Raw genomic sequence first — 16,924 nt, forward strand, 5'->3', positions numbered from 1 at the left:
GCCCCTTACTTGCCGATACAGAAACGGCTGAAAATCACGCCCAGCAGATCGTCGGGTGAAAACTCGCCCGTGATGCTCGACAGCTGCACTTGCGCCAGGCGCAGTTCTTCGGCGAACAGATCGAGCGACTGGTCGTCCTGCGCCGCGTGCTGGGCGGCGATGTCCAGGTGCTTGCCGGCCGATTTCAAGGCGATCAGATGGCGTTCGCGCGCCAGGTACAGCGATTCGCCCGTCTGCTGCCAGCCGGCGATGCGCAGCAGTTCCGCGCGCAAGAGGTCAATACCGATGTGCTCGTGCGCAGACAGATACACGTGGGTGGCGTCCGGCAAGCTGTCGACGCTGGGCTTGTGGCCGGACAGGTCGATCTTGTTCCACACGCGCACCACGGGCACGCCTTCGGGGAAGGCGGCGACGATGGTTTCGTCTGCCAAGGTCGGGCCGTGGTCGGCGTCGAGCAGGTGCAGGATCACGTCGGCCTTGCCGATCTCGCCCCAGGTGCGCTCGATGCCGATGCGCTCGACAGCGTCGATGGTGTCGCCGGCGCTGCGGATGCCGGCCGTGTCGATGATGTTGAGCGGAATGCCCTCGATCTGGATGGTTTCGCTGACCTTGTCGCGCGTGGTGCCGGCGATCGGCGTGACGATCGCCACGTCGGCGCCCGCCAGCGCGTTGAGCAGCGACGACTTGCCCACGTTCGGCTGGCCGGCCAGCACGACATTGAGACCTTCGCGCAGCAGCGCGCCCTGCGCCGCCTGCGCAAACACTTTATGCAAGGCTGCGATGACGGCCTTCAATTGACCGCGCGCATTCGATTTTTCCAGGAAATCGATTTCTTCTTCCGGGAAGTCCAGGGTCGCCTCGACCAGCATGCGCAAGCCCGTCACCTGCTCGACCAGCGCGTGTATCGTGTTCGAGAACGCGCCCGACAGCGATTGCGAGGCGGACTTGGCCGCCGCTTCCGTGGACGCGTCGATCAGGTCGGCCACGGCTTCGGCTTGCGCCAGGTCCAGCTTGTCATTCAAAAACGCGCGGCGCGTGAATTCACCCGGCTCGGCCAGGCGCAAGCCGCTGTCACGGCCCGCTTCGAGCACGCGCGCCAGCAGCAGTTGCAGCACCACGGGGCCGCCGTGGCCCTGCAATTCCAGCACGTCTTCGCCCGTGTACGAATGCGGTCCCTTGAAGTGGATGGCGATGCCCTGGTCAATGATGGCGCCGTCGCTTTCCGTGAATGGCAAATAGGTGGCGTGGCGCGGCTTGAGCGGCTGCGCGCCGAACAGCGCCGTCATCAGGGGAGCGAGGTTTTTGCCGGAGGCGCGTACCACGCCGATGCCGCCGCGCCCGGGAGCGGTGGCGATGGCGGCGATAGGGGAAGAGTCGAGTTTCATGGGGATATTGTAGATTATTCGGGAAAGGCTGCGGGAGCCGCGCTATTTTCAGCGACAAAGCGGGTGCACATGAAGGGGGGAGGTCCGTGGAAAGCCGGCAAAAAAAAGCCCGCGCGAGGCGGGCTTTCGATTCGCTGGCCGGACTTACTTGACGGCAGGCGCGTATTTCTTGGTGATCACCCATTGCTGGCCGATCGACAGGACGTTGTTGACGACCCAGTAGAGTACCAGGCCCGACGGGAAGAAGAAGAACATCACCGAGAATGCCAGTGGCATGAACAGCATCATCTTCGCTTGCATCGGATCGGCCGGGGCCGGGTTCAGCTTGGTCGTGATGAACATCGAGATCGCGTACAGCACGGGCAGGATGCACCATGGGTCATGCTGGGCCAGGTCGGTGATCCAGCCGATCCATGGCGCGCCGCGGATTTCCACGGACGCGTTCAAGACCCAGTACAGGGCGATAAAGACGGGCATCTGGATCAGGATCGGCAGGCAGCCGCCCAGCGGATTGATTTTTTCCGTCTTGTACAGCTCCATCGTGGCCTGGTTCATCTTTTGCGGATCGCCCTTGAAGCGTTCGCGGATCGCTTGCATCTTCGGCGTGACCAGTTTCATCTTGGCCATGCTGCGGTAGCCGGCGGCCGACAGCGGGAAGAACAGCAGCTTGATCAGGATCGTGAAGGCGATGATGGTCCAGCCCCAGTTGCCCAGCACGCTGTGGATCTGTTCCATGACCCAGAACATCGGCTTGGCGATGATGGTCAGCCAGCCATAATCCTTGACCAGTTCCAGGCCGGGCGAAACGTTTTCCAGCAGATGCGCGATTTGCGGACCCGAGTACAACTTGCTGTCCATGCTGGCCGAGGCGCCCGGCGCCAGGGTAGGCAGGGGCAGCACGTTGCCGATGGCGTACAGGTTGGTGCCGACCTTCTTCGTGAAGATGTCGCGCTTGGCGTTCTCAGGCGGAACGAAGGCGGAGACGAAGAAGTGTTGCGAAATCGCAAACCAGCCGCCATTCGCCGTGGCCGGGTGCAGCGCCTTCATGGCGTTGTCGTTGCCCTTCTTCTCGTCTTCCACGGCCGCTTTTTCGATTTTCTCGAACGTCAGCTTCTGGTACTTGTCTTGCGGCGTGTACAGGGTCGGACCGGTGAAGCTGCTGTTGAAGAACGAGTCGCCAACCGGCTTGTTGCCGTCATGCGTCAGCTGCAGATACAGCTGCGGCGTGACGGGCGCAGCGCCCACGTTGGACACGTCGTGGCGCACGTCGATGACGTAGTCGCCGCGCTTGAAGGTAAACGTCTTGGTCAGCTTGACGCCGCCTTCGACCGCTTCCATCACCAGTTGAATTTGCTTGCCATCGGCCAGGGTGCGTACGCCAGGCTGCGCGGTGAAACCGCTCGCGTGCGTGGGGAAGGGACCGCCGACCAGGCCCGATTGCGCCAGGTAGGTATGGTTCGCGCCTTCGTCGAACAGCACTTCGTTTTGCTTGCCGTCGTCAGGCTGGCACCATTTGAACAGGCCGAAGCAGCCGCCAAACCAGCCCGGATTGCCCGCGCCCTTGAATTTCAGCAATTCCAGACGCTTGACCTGGCCGCCCAGGGTGTCGATATCGACCTTGATGACGTCGGTGGTGATGGTAATCACTTCGCGCTTGAACGCGGCGGGATCGACAGCCTCACCCGGCAGGGCAGGCACGCCGGCAGCAGCCGAGGCAGCCAGGGTATCCGTCTTGGCAGGGGTCGCAGGCGCCTTGGCGGTTTGTTCCGTGTTCGCGGAGAACATCGACGGCTTGCCGTTCGAGATCATCCATTCGTTCCAGAGAATTACCAGCGAGACGGAAAACACGATCCACAGGATGGTACGTTTATTGATATCCATTAGGGTATTTGTCAGGAGTGGTTGCAACCGCAAGCGGTCGTTGAAGATTGTTTGGCGTCGGCCGGCGGCACCGGGTCGACGCCCCCCTCATTCCAGGGGTGGCAACGGCACAGGCGCCTGGCAGCCAGCAGGCTGCCCTTGGCCGTACCGTGCACGCGCAGCGCTTCCATCGCGTAATGCGAACAGCTCGGATAGAAACGGCAATTCTGTCCCAGCATGGGGCTGATCAGCAACTGATAAGCGCGCAGCAGGAACAGCAGCAGGGTTTTCATGGCGCGGATGGTGGTGGCGCAGCAACAGAACGGGCCTGGGCGGCGATTTGCGCCGCGAACAGGCGGCTCAATTCCTCACGCAGCTCGGCTTTGAGCCGGGTCGTGGTGGCCGGGCCATCCTTGCTGTTGACGGCGCGCGACAAACGCACCACGCAGTCGACCGGCGGCAGCGCGCTGTTGCGAAACAGCTCGCGCGTGACGCGCTTGATCGTGTTGCGGGTCGCCGCGCGCGGCGCGAAACGCTTGGCCACAACGACGCCCAGCCGCGCATGCGGCAATTGATTGTGTCGGGTGTACAGCACAAAATGCGCTGTTTTTTGCGAAGGGCGCAAACGAAAAACGGATGAAAATTCATCCGTTTTAACGATACGCCGAAAGCGCGCGAAGTCGTGTGAACCTTCGCGTTGATTGCCGACTGGAGTACAGCTAGCCACGCGATCAGCTGTCAACGACAAGCCTAGACGGCCAGACGTTTGCGGCCCTTTGCGCGACGTGCGTTGAGCACATCACGGCCACCACGGGTAGCCATACGAGCGCGGAAGCCGTGCGTACGCTTGCGGCGAACGACGGAAGGTTGGTAAGTACGTTTCATGTTGGTCTCGCTAAAAACAAAAAAAATGCAAAATCGGGTCTGACGTCCCGTCAGTTTTTGGTGCCAATGACAATCGCGCACTTATGCCAAGGCACAAGCTGGCCAATCTCATCGCCCGCTTGAACGCGCACCAAATCTACTACGCGGAGCGATTTGCGGCCTCCGGTGCTCACCGTGCCTTCGCACGGTTGCGCGCCTCAGCCACAACTCATCACCGCTCGCTACGATTTGGTACTGCGTCGTTAATCCACGCTTAGTCCATATTGTCGTTCCAAATGAATAAACACGGAATACGGGCGGGGAACCCTGAATTATTCAGCATATGCCCCCCTCTTGTCAAGGATTGCCGTGATCGCCTGGAAATTTCCGCGCCAGTCTCCATCTGCCGGCAAGCCCCCGCCACAGGCCGCGCCAGCACTGCCTGCGACGGGATAACCGGGGGATAAGTCGCCTCTTATGCACATGGCGCCCCACCCTGCCACAGAAAAATAAGCGTCGTGCCTGTGGATAACTTTCGCAGTCGGGAGTAGAATAGCGCGTTACGTGTGGCGAGCCCTCGCGCGACGCCGGCCTTGCAACACGGTGAACGCAGGGCAGAATCGATACGCCCTCCCACACCTTTTCACATAGACATACATGGATAATTTCTGGCAGGCCTGTTCCGCGCAGTTGGAACTGGAGCTGACACCGCAACAATTCAGTGCGTGGATCAAACCGCTTATCCCTCTCGATTACGAAGAGGGCAAGCTGCGCATTGCTGCGCCCAATCGCTTCAAGCTCGATTGGGTCAAGACCCAGTTCGCCAGCCGCATCACCGCGCTGGCCATTCAGTACTTCGAAGCGCCGACGGAAGTGCAGTTCGTGCTCGACCCGCGCCTGGCCTTGCCGAAGAAGCCCGTTGCCGCCAGCACCCCGGCCAGCGATCCGAATGGCGGCGCGCCCAGCGCGCGCGCCGCGGAACCGCAGCCGAGCGTGCCGGAACTGAGCATCGGTGCCGCGCCGCGCCGCGAGCAGAGCCGCATCAACACCGACCTGACCTTCGACAGTTTTGTTACCGGCAAGGCCAACCAGCTGGCGCGCGCCGCCGCCATCCAGGTGGCGAACAATCCGGGCGTGTCGTACAACCCGCTGTTCTTCTACGGCGGCGTCGGCCTGGGCAAGACCCACTTGATCCACGCCATCGGCAACCAGGTGATGGCCGACAATCCGGGCGCGAAGATTCGCTACATCCACGCGGAACAGTACGTCCGCGACGTAGTGACCGCTTACCAGCGCAAGGGTTTCGACGATTTCAAGCACTACTATCACTCGCTCGACATGCTGCTGATCGATGATATCCAGTTCTTTGGCGGCAAGAGCCGCACGCAGGAAGAGTTCTTCTATGCATTCGAGGCGTTGATTGCCGCAAAGAAACAGATCATCATCACCTCGGATACCTATCCGAAGGAAATCACGGGCATGGACGACCGTTTGATCTCGCGCTTCGACTCGGGTCTGACGGTGGCCATCGAACCGCCGGAACTGGAAATGCGCGTGGCGATTCTGTTGAAAAAGGCCAAGCAGGAAGGCGTGACCTTCTCCGACGACGTGGCCTTCTTCGTCGCCAAGCACTTGCGCTCGAACGTGCGCGAGCTCGAAGGCGCGCTGCGCAAGATCCTCGCGTACTCGCGTTTCCATGGCAAAGACATCACCATCGATATCGTCAAGGAAGCCCTGAAGGACTTGCTGTCGGTGCAGAACCGCCAGATTTCCGTGGAAAACATCCAGAAAACGGTGGCCGACTTCTTCAATATCAAGGTTGCCGACATGTATTCGAAGCGCCGCCCCGCGAATATTGCCCGGCCGCGCCAGATCGCCATGTACCTGGCCAAGGAATTGACACAGAAGAGCCTGCCAGAAATCGGCGAGCTGTTCGGCGGCCGCGACCACACCACGGTGCTGCATGCCGTGCGCAAGATCGCCCTGGACCGCACCAAGAACCCGGAATGCAACCATGAATTGCATGTGCTGGAACAAACGTTAAAAGGCTAAGCGCCGCTTGGGCAAGGCTGGCTCAAAACGTGCTTTACCCTTATTATCTGGGAGAGCGCCGCAGCCGGCCTGCCGGGGCTCCCCTTGCAATGATTGTTAAATTACTACGTTAAACTTCATACCTATACATTGAGGATAAATATGCAATTGGTCAAAACCACCCGAGATACCCTTCTCCGGCCACTGCAGATCGTGAGCGGTATTGTCGAGCGTCGGCACACTATGCCGATTCTGGCCAATATCCTCATCCGCAAAGACGGTGAAAATGTCTCCTTCCTGTCGACCGACACCGAAGTGCAGATCACCACGCACGCGGAAATCGGTTCCGGCGCGGACGTCACCGGCACCACCGTGGCCGCGCGCAAGCTGCTGGACATTTTGCGCGCCCTGCCCGAATCGGGCGACGTCACGATGACCCTGCTGAACAAGCGCCTGACCGTGCAAACGGGCAAGTCGCGCTTCGCCCTGCAAACGCTGGCGGCGGAAGAGTTTCCAACCGTGCAACAGGCGGAAAGCTACAACGCGTCCGTCACCCTGCCGCAGAAAACCTTGAAGCACCTGTTCAACATGGTGCATTTCTCGATGGCGCAGCAAGACATCCGCTATTACCTGAACGGTTTGCTGCTGGTTCTGGATGGCAATAATGTCATCGCCGTGGCCACCGACGGCCACCGCCTGGCGTTTTGCCAGGTGGCCACCGAGCAGACGTTCGCGCGCCAGGAAGTGATTATTCCGCGCAAGACCATCATCGAACTGCAGCGCCTGCTGGAAGAGAACGATGAGCCGGTGCAGCTGGACATCGCCGCCAACCAGGTGAAACTGACCTTTGCCGACATCGAGCTGATCTCGAAACTGGTGGAAGGCAAGTTCCCCGATTACACGCGCGTGATTCCAAAAGGCTACAAAAACGACTTCACCATCGGCCGCGATGAACTGCTGCGCTCGCTGCAACGTGCCGCCATCATGACCAGCGACAAGTTCAAGGGCGTGCGCTGCATCATCACCCCGGGCAGCATGAAGATCAGCTCGACCAATGCGGACCAGGAAGAAGCCGTCGAAGAGCTGGAAATCGACTACGGCGGCGATTCCGTCGACATCGGCTTCAACGTGACGTATCTGCTGGACGTGCTGAACAACCTGAAATGCGAATACGTCAACATCGCGCTGGGCGATTCGAACTCGTCCGCGCTGATCTCCATCCCGGACAATGCCGACTTCAAGTATGTCGTCATGCCGATGCGGATTTAAGCCTTAGTCGCAGCATAAAACTGGGGTCAGACCCGACGGGTCTGACCCCAAAATCAGCAATCGTTATTTGAGAAAGCAGTCCATGTCCGAGAATCCACAAGACACCCCGATCCAGGCCAAAACGGAAGAATACGGCGCCGCCTCCATCCAGATCCTGGAAGGCCTGGAAGCCGTACGCAAACGCCCGGGCATGTACATTGGCGACACCTCGGACGGTACCGGCCTGCACCATCTGGTATTCGAAGTGCTGGACAACTCGATCGATGAATCGCTGGCCGGCCACTGCACGGAAATCCACGTCACCATCCACAGCGACAATTCGATCTCGATCACCGACAATGGCCGCGGCGTGCCGACCGGCCTGAAAATGGACGACAAGCACGATCCGAAGCGTTCGGCGGCGGAAATCGTCATGACCGAGCTGCACGCGGGCGGCAAGTTCGACCAGAACTCGTACAAAGTCTCGGGCGGCTTGCACGGCGTCGGCGTGTCTTGCGTGAATGGCCTGTCGAAACTGCTGAAACTGACCATCCGCCGCGACGGCAAGGTCCACTTCATGGAATTCGTGCGCGGCGTGCCGCAGAACCGCGAAGTCGAAATGCGCGACGGCGTGGCCGTGTCGCCCATCAAGGTCATCGGCGACACGGACAAGCGCGGCACGGAAGTGCACTTCTGGGCCGACGAAGAGATTTTCACGCACGTGGAATTCCACTATGAAATCCTGGCCAAGCGCATCCGCGAACTGTCCTTCCTGAACAATGGCGTCAACATCAAGTTGTCCGACCAGCGCACGGGCAAGGAGGAAATCTTCGCCTTCGAAGGCGGCACGCGCGGCTTCGTCGAATACATCAACAAGGCCAAGTCGGTCTTGCACCCGACCATTTTCCAGGCCACGGGCGAGCGCCTGTCGGACCAGGGCACGAACATCTCGGTCGACGTGTCGATGCAGTGGAACGATGCCTACAATGAACAGGTGCTGTGCTTCACGAATAACATCCCGCAACGCGACGGCGGCACCCACCTGACGGGTTTGCGCGCGGCCATGACGCGCGTGATCAACAAATACATCGATGAACACGAGTTCGCCAAGAAGGCGAAAGTGGAAATCAGCGGCGACGACATGCGCGAAGGCCTGACCTGCGTCTTGTCGGTGAAAGTGCCGGAACCGAAATTCTCGTCGCAGACGAAAGACAAGCTGGTGTCGTCCGAAGTGCGCGGCCCCGTCGAAGAGATCGTCGCCAAGACCCTGGCCGACTACCTGCAGGAAAAACCGAACGACGCCAAGATCATTTGCGGCAAGATCGTCGAGGCGGCGCGCGCCCGCGAAGCGGCCCGCAAGGCCCGCGACTTGACGCGCCGCAAAGGCATCATGGACGGCCTGGGCCTGTCGGCCAAGCTGGCCGACTGCCAGGAAAAAGACCCCGCCCTGTGCGAACTGTACATCGTCGAGGGTGACTCGGCAGGCGGCTCGGCAAAACAAGGGCGCGACCGCAAGTTCCAGGCGATCCTGCCGTTGCGCGGTAAAGTGCTGAACGTGGAAAAAGCCCGCTTCGAGAAAATGCTGTCGTCGGAGCAGATCACCACCCTGATCGCCACGCTCGGCACCTCGATCGGACCGGACGAATTCAACGTCGACAAACTGCGCTACCACCGCATCATCATCATGACCGATGCGGACGTCGACGGCGCCCACATCCGCACCTTGCTGCTGACCCTGTTCTACCGCCAGATGCCGCAACTGGTCGAGCGCGGCCACATCTACATCGCGCAACCGCCGCTGTACAAGGTGAAGGCCGGCCGCGACGAGCGCTATCTGAAAGATGACGCCGAGGAAGCGAGCTACATGATGACCGTGGCGCTGAACACGGCCGTGCTGGTGCCGCGCGAAGGCGCGGAAGGCATTTCCGGCGACACCCTGACGGAACTGGTGCGCAAGTTCAACCTGTCGAACACCATCATGACGCGTCTGACGCGCGTCATCGACCGCGCCGCCCTGACGGCCATCATGACGGGCGTGCAACTGGACCTGTCGACCCTGGACCTGGCGGAAACGTCCGCCCTGGCCCTGCAGACGGCCATCAACGACAGCGCCGTGCGCGTGCACGTGCGTTCCGACGACCTGTCGGAAAAACACATGCTGCGCATCGAACGCATGCACCACGGTAACGTCAAAGTCAGCGCCATCGACGCCGACTTCGTGCAAGGCCCGGACTACGCCGTGCTGAGCAGCGGCGCCGCCACCTTCGAAGGCCTGATCGGCGAAGGCGCGTTTGTCCGCCGCGGCGAAGGCGAGCGCGTCAAGGAAATCGCCATCGCCGACTTCCACCAGGCCATGCAATGGCTGCGCGACGAAGCCGAACGCACCGTCTCGAAACAGCGCTACAAAGGTCTGGGCGAAATGAACCCGGATCAACTGTGGGAAACGACGATGGACCCAACCGTGCGCCGCTTGTTGAAAGTGCAGATCGAAGACGCGATTGCCGCGGATCAAATCTTCACGACCCTGATGGGCGACGACGTGGAACCACGCCGCAACTTCATCGAAAACAACGCGCTGCGCGCGGGGAATATTGACGTGTAAGCGGTATTGTTGATAGAGGAGGGCGACACAATGTGTCGCCTTTTTTTTAATCAAATTGAACAGCACGATGACATCTACCCTGAGTTACTACAATCAAAACGCGACGACTTTCTTTACTAATACGATTAGCGTCGATATGTCGGTATTACATGACCGATTTTTGTCTGCGGTGAGCGCTGGCGGAAACGTTTTGGATGCCGGTTGTGGCTCGGGGCGAGATAGCAAGGTATTTTTGGACAGAGGCTATCGCGTTACCGCTTTCGATGCCTCACATGAGCTTGCGCGTTTAGCAGAGGAACACACTGGCCTTCCGGTTCAGGTGCGTAGTTTTATCGATGTCAAAGAGCAAACGTGCTATGACGGCATTTGGGCCTGCGCCAGCTTGCTGCATGTTGAAAAAGCAGAATTGCCAGCTGCGCTTGCCTGTCTGTGGAATGCACTGAAACCCGGTGGTGTGTTTTATCTCAGTTTCAAAATAGGCACGGGAGAACGTGTTCAAGATGGGCGTCACTTTACTGATATCGAAGAGCAGCAGTTGCGTACATGGTTTACCGCCTTGCCCGAGGTTGACACCATGGCTTGCTGGCAGTCAATAGACCAACGTCCAGGCCGTACAGAGCAATGGCTAAACGCGCTCGTGCGCCGTGCAGTCGCGTCACATAATCATCTGATTACGGGTGGCAGCGATCCGTTTTTGCCGCACCTGAGCAGTTCCATTAATCAAGCATCCGAGGTCGATTTAGCTGTTGCTTTCGTTAAGACGACAGGACTGCGCTTGCTGCTGCCAGACCTGCAAAGCGCACTCAGAGGTGACAAGGAATTGAATCGCCAGCCGGCGCGCGTACGGGTGCTGACGAGCGACTATTTAGATGTGACAGATACCGAGGCCTTGCGCTTGTTGATGCTGCTGCAGGCCCAGGGGGCGCAAGTCAAAGTGTACCAATCGGCTGGCAGCAGTTTTCACCTCAAAGCCTATTTGTTCGCTCAACTCAATGACCAGAGTGTTCTAAGCGGCACGGCATTTATTGGTTCCAGCAATATCAGCAGGCAAGCGCTAACGAATGGCTTGGAATGGAACTATCGCATTGAATATCCGGGCGACAATGGCTATCTTGAAGCACGCTCCAGATTCGAAGAGTTGTTCGCTCATCCTCGCTGCGTCTCCCTAACGGATGAGTGGATCGCCCAGTATGATGCCCGCCGCGTTCCCTTGCCGATGGCTGTAGCTCCAGGTAGCCTGGAACAAGATGCGCCCCCCGTTCCAACTACCGTTCAAATCGAAGCCTTGTTCGCTCTGAGAGCGACACGCGATGAAGGGTTTCGACGCGGTTTAGTCGTACTGGCAACCGGCCTTGGAAAAACATGGCTTGCCGCCTTCGATGCCAAACAGCTCGGAGCGCGACGGGTATTGTTTGTCGCTCACAGGGAGGAGATTTTGAATCAAGCCGCCGAAACGTTCCTACGCATTCGACCCGATGCACGCGTCAGCTTTTACGCTGGTCAAACCAGACACAGCGAGGCCGATATCTTATGCGCTTCCATCCAAACGTTGGGGAAAGAAGCCCATTTGGAGCGATACTCGCCAGAGCATTTCGACTATATCGTCGTTGACGAATTCCATCATGCGGCAGCTCCCACCTATCGACGCTTACTGGCCTATTTCTCACCACGTTTTCTGCTGGGTTTAACGGCGACGCCGGATCGTTCAGACCAGTCCGATATCTTGTCGCTATGCGATGACAATCTGGTGTTCACGCGGGGGCTATTTGCCGGTATCCAAGCCAATCTCTTGGTACCGTTTCACTATTATGGCATCTTCGACAGTTCCGTCGATTACACCGAGATACCTTGGCGCAGCGGGCGCTTCGTTCTTGAGCAACTGAGCAATAAATTAGCGACGCTGGCTCGTGCTAAGCATGCGCTGACGGAGTGGCAGCGCCATAAGCAGCAACGCACGCTGGCATTTTGTGTCTCGGTCACGCATGCCGAATTTATGACCACCCAATTTTCCAAAGCGGGTATCGCTTGTGCTGCCGTGTATGCCGGTTCGCCGCTGAGTCGTGCCGATGCGCTGGAGCGCCTGCGTGACGGACGGCTCGCAGTGATCTTCTCTGTTGATCTGTTTAACGAAGGCGTGGATTTGCCGGCCATCGATACGGTCATGATGCTGCGCCCTACCGAGTCCAAAATCCTATTTCTCCAGCAATTGGGCCGAGGCTTGCGCAAAAGTGAAGGCAAGGAACGCTTGGTTATTTTGGACTTTATCGGCAATCACAAGAGCTTTCTACACAAACCCGAGGCCTTGTTTGAGATCGACGCCAGCTATAAAAAGTTAGCGGATTTCGCACGCAAGGCAGAGGCGAATCAGCTTGATTTGCCCGAGGGATGCTTCGTCAACTACGATTTGAAATTGATCGAGTTTCTCAAGTCGTTGGACAGCGAAGGAACGAAAAACGAGTACATCGCCTTGCGCGATAGCTTAGGCCGGCGCCCGACCTTGGCCGAGTTTTACCGGGCTGGCGCCAGCATGCCAGCGATGCGCAAGGAGTACGGTGATTGGTACGCTCTCGTCCAGGCAATGGATGACCTTGACGCAGACGAGCAAGTCATAGCGGCCAAGCATCGCGGCTTCTTGCGCGAACTGGAAATAACCTCGATGAACAAGAGCTTCAAGATGGTATTGCTTGAGGCATTACAGGAAATGAATGGTTGGCATACGCCACCAACAGCAGCCGCACTGGCTGAGCGCTCATGGCAAGTGCTGCAACGGCGACGCGCGCTTCTGGCAGATCTTCCGCAGCCACTGCGCGTAGGGAATGGCCAAAGCGAAGCATGGCTGCGCTACTGGTCCAGCAATCCCATCAACGCTTGGATAGGCGGCAATAGCACTGGTAAGAATAGTGATTTCCGGATGAAAGATGAGCGATTTGAAGCCGTCTTTAAGCTTCATGACGGCCATCGGGAGAACTTCGAACTGATGGTGCAAGAAATTATTGACTACCGCTTCGCCACCTATGAAATCCGTCGCATCCAAGCAGATTTAACAAATAATGTGATTCCGTTTGTGCGCAGCGAAAAGGCGAACAATCTGACGGCACTGCCATATTTTCCAAATTTAAAGATCGCTTGCGGCCACTTTAAGAACGGGACTGTGGATGCGGAGGAGTACCGCGATCTACCTACCAGCTACGGAAATATCGATCCGCATCGACACTTTATCGCCCGAGCATCTGGCAATTCCATGAACGGTGGAAAACACCCGATTCAAGATGGCGACTACCTGCTACTGGAACATATTACGCCCACCAATGCGGGCTCGATTACTGGCTCGGTGATGGCAATCGAGCGTCAAGATGAGTCTGGCGATGGCTTCCAGTATTTACTGCGCCAAATCGTCAAAACACCTGACGGCGGCTATGTGCTGCGGGCAACGAATACAGACTATCTAGACATGGATGCCACAGAGGATATGCACACCTTGGCGCGTTTCAAAGCCATTGTCAGCCCGCTCGATTTGGCCGTCGGACAGGCATTCAAGCGCGAGGATATTGCGCCGTTATTTGGCGAAACCTATAGCATCGGCAATTGGAATGTCGGGCATGTGACGCTGACTAGCAAGAACGCAATGGCGTTGCTGGTAACGCTGAATAAGCAAGGCAAGGCCGCAGATCATCGGTACGTCGATCATTGGGTCGATGACAGCACCTTTCATTGGCAAAGCCAAAATTCCACAACACCGATTAACAAAAGAGGGCGGGACATTATCGAACACGAGAAAAAAGGACTCACAATCCATCTGTTTGTGCGTGAATCTAAACTACACAACGGCAAAGGTGCGCCCTTCGTTTATCATGGAACGGTACGCTACGTGAGCCACACAGGCAGCAGTCCGATGAGTGTCGTATTTAGCTTGGCTACGCTATAAGCATCTGATCTATCGCAGTGTGAATGCTAGTGTTGGCGCCATCAAGCCGCCTGCGGCCACAGCACTTCGCAAACGTTTGCAACACTGGCTCCAACTTGCCGCCCAACATCGTGTCAAGACGCCGACGATGCTGGCGGCGATATCCTGATTGGTCTTGCTGCACCAGGCGGTTTGCAGCATGGCTTCGATATAGCTGTGTTGAGCAAGCAATAAGCGCTTCCTTCATACTGTGGCGGCGGCAGGACACTGCCCACCGTTTTCCTCGCCACACTCCCCACTGCCCCCAAGAAACCAGTACACTAGTTCCTGAGCGCAACTAATTTTGTGCGCGCGCCATGCCGCCTGCCGTTGCCGGGAGGCATCCCTGCCGCAAGGCCTGTTGTCTGCCTGGACGAATGTCATGTTCACTTCGCGCAGCCTGTCTCCTGCCTTCTATTACCTGTTCTTTTCAGGAGAACGGGAGCAGCGGCAACGCTTTTTCAAGGAACTGCATTTCATTTCGATAGCCATCCTGACGTTTGGCCTGGCTTGCTGGCTGGTCACGTTCAGCCTGACCTTGCCGCGCGCCACGTTCGATCATGCGCAGGCGGCGCTGGGCGTGACGGGCATGCTGGTCGGGCTGCTGCTGACCGTGTATGCGAAGTCCTTGCAGGCCATCATCGCCAGCGGCACCATCAGCGTGCTGTTCATCGCTTTCAGCTTTCGCGTGCTGATGCTGAGTACGGAAGATCCCGCTTTCTGGGTATTGCCGCTGGGCGTGATGATCACCCTGACGACGGCGCCCATCTTCAGCGGCATCGCGTATTACCTGGGCGTATCGCTGGGCGTGTGGGCCATCATGGGACTGGGCCAGTTCCCCGTGCATGCGGGCCAGGCCGACCAGCACTGGCCCGTGCTGGCCGTCACCATCAGCGTGATCATCGGCCTGGCGCTGAATATCTATTTTCTCGTCTTGCGCATCAACAACTACCGCGCCCAGCGCGAGCTGGCGACGATGGCCTACAAGGATGGCTTAACCGGGCTGAACAATCGCCGCATGTTCACGCAAAGCGCCCGCACCTTGCAGCGCACGGCGCGCACGCCCGCGTATTTTTTAATGATCGACATCGACGACTTCAAGCAGATCAACGACGTGTACGGCCATGACGTGGGCGACGAAGTGCTGAAAAGGATCGCCGAGGTGATCGGCGCGCTGTCGGGCGAGCACCTGTGCGGCCGCCTGGGCGGCGAGGAGTTCGCCGTCATTTACCTGGGTGAAAAGAATGCCGCCTGCGCCTTCGCCGCGCAGCTGGTCGACGGCGTCGAGGCGGCTTTCGTGCCGGAACGCAAGGTGTCGGTCAGCATCGGCATCGCGGAACTGATCAAGGAAGCGGACTTGTCGCACAGCTACCGGCGCGCCGATGAATCCTTGTACCAGGCCAAGAAAAGCGGCAAGAACCGCTACGTGCTCAACGCCGCCTGAACGCCACCGTGCGGCGCCGCATCGAGCAGCGCCAGCAGCGCTTGCGGCGACATCTTCCAGGGATCGCGCTGCTCGGGGTCCACCTCGTACCAGCTGTCCTGGGCGCCGATCTTGAGGATGGTCAAGGGGATATCCTTTCTTTCGAAGAAGGCCAGCATGCAGCGTATCAAACGGCTCACCTTGGCGTGCTCGTCCGTGTACAAGGAGCCGGTGTAGAAACACCCCTTCTCCCCCATGCGCAACAGTTTGGCCGAGCCGAGGCGCGAGCGGCCCAGGTACTTGTGCAAGAACTCGGTCACTTCCTCATCGTCGACGGGAATACTGCAGGAAATGGTGATCTTGGCCATGGCAACGGGGGACGGTGATTCGATAGCCAAGCTTAGCAGAAAGAGTTTCATTCCTGAAATGCTAAGATCGCGGCCCGCGCATGCCGGCAACCGGACCGGCCTGGCGACTCGACAAGGATAGCCATTGAATACCCGAGGAAACACCACAGTCCGCATGCTGTCGCTGTGCGCCGCCCTGTGCCTGCCGCTTTCCAGCATGGCACAAGCCATTCCTGCCGAAGACGCCGCCTTCGTGGCCGCCACCGTGCCCGTGCCGTCGCCGCCGCTCAGCCTGAACGAACATCCGCAAATCCGCGCCGACGTCTTCCGGCTGCTCGGTTATGCGCGTGGCGACTATACGCAGGGCGATACCCTGATCGCGCTGCAGGTACTCGACAGCATGCGTTCGCTGCATGACATCCGGCGCACCATGCTGCCCGACGGACGTTCGGTGCTGGCCTCCATCAACCCCGGCGAACACGGTGCGCAGCGCGCCGCCATGCTGTTCGACCCGCAACGCAAGCTGCTGGCCCTGGGCCTCGTCAACGGCCATTGCCAGGCCGCCATCGGCGACGCCGCGCCCGCCTGCCTGCCGCCCACGCACGCCGTGCTGACGGTGTTCCTGCCGCCGGGTGCGGAGGACGAGATGGCCGCGCCGCTGCTCGTGTGGGCGCGGCAACTGCCGGCCATGCTGGCGCAGGCTGCGCCAGCACAGCGGCAAAGCATTGCCGTGGTGGAGTACATCACGACGCGTCCCGGCCAGCCCGGCTGGGAGCCGCGCGACGTACCACCCGGCTTTCCCGCCAGCTTGCTGCATCTGCTGCTGCCGAATGCGGAATTGAGCAGCAGTTCCAGCGGCGACGAGCCCATGCCCGACGCCAGCATCACCCTGCGCAGCTACGCCGATTTCCACTGGGTGCTCAACACCTACGCCAAGCTGGCCAAGGGCGCGCAAGTGCAGGGCCATGACGACAAGGTGGTGTTCACCGGCAGCAATACGGACGGTCGCTACACGGTGACCCTGCGCGAACCGGACAAGGAAAACGGCGTCTTCATCACCGTGGCCAGCTGGCGGACAAAATAAGGGGAGAACAGGGAAAGGATTGCCATTACGCACAAGAGCATGGCATTTTGGCATTTTGCGGTATGATTTCCGGCTGTGCGGCGCGGCCCCGTCCCTGCCTCGTCCACCTGCCCTTCAAGCCAGCCACGCTTGCGTCG

General features: G+C 59.0%; 12 protein-coding genes. 6 read left to right on the top strand and 6 right to left on the bottom strand.

Annotation, left to right across the window (positions count from 1 at the left end):
* Positions 1-5 precede the first annotated feature (5 nt).
* The 5 genes from mnmE to rpmH all read right to left on the bottom strand — a co-directional run bounded on the left by mnmE (position 6) and on the right by rpmH (position 4,130).
* The gene (gene mnmE / locus J0O65_RS05535; protein WP_215404929.1) at positions 6-1,385 is read right to left on the bottom strand and encodes a tRNA uridine-5-carboxymethylaminomethyl(34) synthesis GTPase MnmE; all 1,380 of its coding nucleotides are present in this window, start codon (positions 1,383-1,385) and stop codon (positions 6-8) included.
* A gap of 144 nt (positions 1,386-1,529) precedes the next feature.
* Positions 1,530-3,266: a membrane protein insertase YidC gene (yidC, locus tag J0O65_RS05540; protein ID WP_215404931.1), complete on the bottom strand. Its 1,737-nt coding sequence runs from the start codon at positions 3,264-3,266 to the stop codon at positions 1,530-1,532.
* A gap of 11 nt (positions 3,267-3,277) precedes the next feature.
* Complete coding sequence (gene yidD / locus J0O65_RS05545) at positions 3,278-3,538, bottom strand: membrane protein insertion efficiency factor YidD (RefSeq protein WP_215404933.1); 261 nt, start codon at positions 3,536-3,538, stop codon at positions 3,278-3,280.
* The gene (gene rnpA / locus J0O65_RS05550) at positions 3,535-3,987 is read right to left on the bottom strand and encodes a ribonuclease P protein component (protein WP_251373512.1); all 453 of its coding nucleotides are present in this window, start codon (positions 3,985-3,987) and stop codon (positions 3,535-3,537) included. The genes yidD and rnpA overlap by 4 nt, the downstream gene beginning before the upstream one ends.
* 8 nt (positions 3,988-3,995) lie before the next feature.
* Positions 3,996-4,130, bottom strand: coding sequence for a 50S ribosomal protein L34 (rpmH, locus tag J0O65_RS05555; protein WP_010401996.1), 135 nt, complete (start codon positions 4,128-4,130; stop codon positions 3,996-3,998).
* Between the two features lie 636 nt (positions 4,131-4,766).
* Here rpmH and dnaA point away from each other — a divergent pair.
* The 5 genes from dnaA to J0O65_RS05580 all read left to right on the top strand — a co-directional run bounded on the left by dnaA (position 4,767) and on the right by J0O65_RS05580 (position 15,377).
* Positions 4,767-6,161 carry a chromosomal replication initiator protein DnaA gene (dnaA, locus tag J0O65_RS05560; protein ID WP_034754339.1) on the top strand — a complete coding sequence of 465 codons (1,395 nt, stop codon included), beginning with the start codon at positions 4,767-4,769 and terminating at the stop codon, positions 6,159-6,161.
* Positions 6,162-6,302: 141 nt separating this feature from the next.
* Positions 6,303-7,409 carry a DNA polymerase III subunit beta gene (gene dnaN / locus J0O65_RS05565; RefSeq protein WP_034754341.1) on the top strand — a complete coding sequence of 369 codons (1,107 nt, stop codon included), beginning with the start codon at positions 6,303-6,305 and terminating at the stop codon, positions 7,407-7,409.
* A gap of 82 nt (positions 7,410-7,491) precedes the next feature.
* Positions 7,492-9,990, top strand: a complete 2,499-nt coding sequence (gene gyrB / locus J0O65_RS05570) for a DNA topoisomerase (ATP-hydrolyzing) subunit B (protein WP_215404936.1) — start codon at positions 7,492-7,494, stop codon at positions 9,988-9,990.
* 67 nt (positions 9,991-10,057) lie between these two features.
* On the top strand, positions 10,058-13,915 hold the full coding sequence (locus tag J0O65_RS05575) for a DUF3427 domain-containing protein (protein WP_215404938.1): 3,858 nt from the start codon (positions 10,058-10,060) through the stop codon (positions 13,913-13,915).
* Positions 13,916-14,315: 400 nt separating this feature from the next.
* Positions 14,316-15,377, top strand: coding sequence for a GGDEF domain-containing protein (locus J0O65_RS05580; RefSeq protein WP_215404940.1), 1,062 nt, complete (start codon positions 14,316-14,318; stop codon positions 15,375-15,377).
* Here the strand turns inward: J0O65_RS05580 and J0O65_RS05585 are convergent.
* Positions 15,356-15,754 (bottom strand): hypothetical protein, encoded by a 399-nt coding sequence (locus J0O65_RS05585; RefSeq protein WP_215404941.1) that lies wholly within the window; start codon positions 15,752-15,754, stop codon positions 15,356-15,358. The two genes, J0O65_RS05580 and J0O65_RS05585, sit on opposite strands and share 22 nt — an antisense overlap.
* Before the next feature lie 94 nt (positions 15,755-15,848).
* On the opposite strand from J0O65_RS05585, the gene J0O65_RS05590 reads away from it, so the two are divergent.
* A complete protein-coding gene (locus tag J0O65_RS05590; protein ID WP_215404943.1) occupies positions 15,849-16,787 on the top strand; it encodes a hypothetical protein in 939 nt (312 codons plus the stop codon).
* Positions 16,788-16,924 lie beyond the last annotated feature (137 nt).

The organism is Janthinobacterium sp. JC611, from assembly GCF_018682595.1.
In the GTDB taxonomy this organism is placed as follows: domain Bacteria; phylum Pseudomonadota; class Gammaproteobacteria; order Burkholderiales; family Burkholderiaceae_D; genus Janthinobacterium.

Bases quoted from the DNA above. Each gene is read 5' to 3' on its own strand.
- mnmE (WP_215404929.1), bottom strand. From the start codon at position 1,385: ATGAAACTCGACTCTTCCCCTATCGCCGCCATCGCCACCGCTCCCGGG.
- yidC (WP_215404931.1), bottom strand. From the start codon at position 3,266: ATGGATATCAATAAACGTACCATCCTGTGGATCGTGTTTTCCGTCTCG.
- yidD (WP_215404933.1), bottom strand. From the start codon at position 3,538: ATGAAAACCCTGCTGCTGTTCCTGCTGCGCGCTTATCAGTTGCTGATC.
- rpmH (WP_010401996.1), bottom strand. From the start codon at position 4,130: ATGAAACGTACTTACCAACCTTCCGTCGTTCGCCGCAAGCGTACGCAC.
- dnaA (WP_034754339.1), top strand. From the start codon at position 4,767: ATGGATAATTTCTGGCAGGCCTGTTCCGCGCAGTTGGAACTGGAGCTG.
- dnaN (WP_034754341.1), top strand. From the start codon at position 6,303: ATGCAATTGGTCAAAACCACCCGAGATACCCTTCTCCGGCCACTGCAG.
- gyrB (WP_215404936.1), top strand. From the start codon at position 7,492: ATGTCCGAGAATCCACAAGACACCCCGATCCAGGCCAAAACGGAAGAA.
- J0O65_RS05575 (WP_215404938.1), top strand. From the start codon at position 10,058: ATGACATCTACCCTGAGTTACTACAATCAAAACGCGACGACTTTCTTT.
- J0O65_RS05580 (WP_215404940.1), top strand. From the start codon at position 14,316: ATGTTCACTTCGCGCAGCCTGTCTCCTGCCTTCTATTACCTGTTCTTT.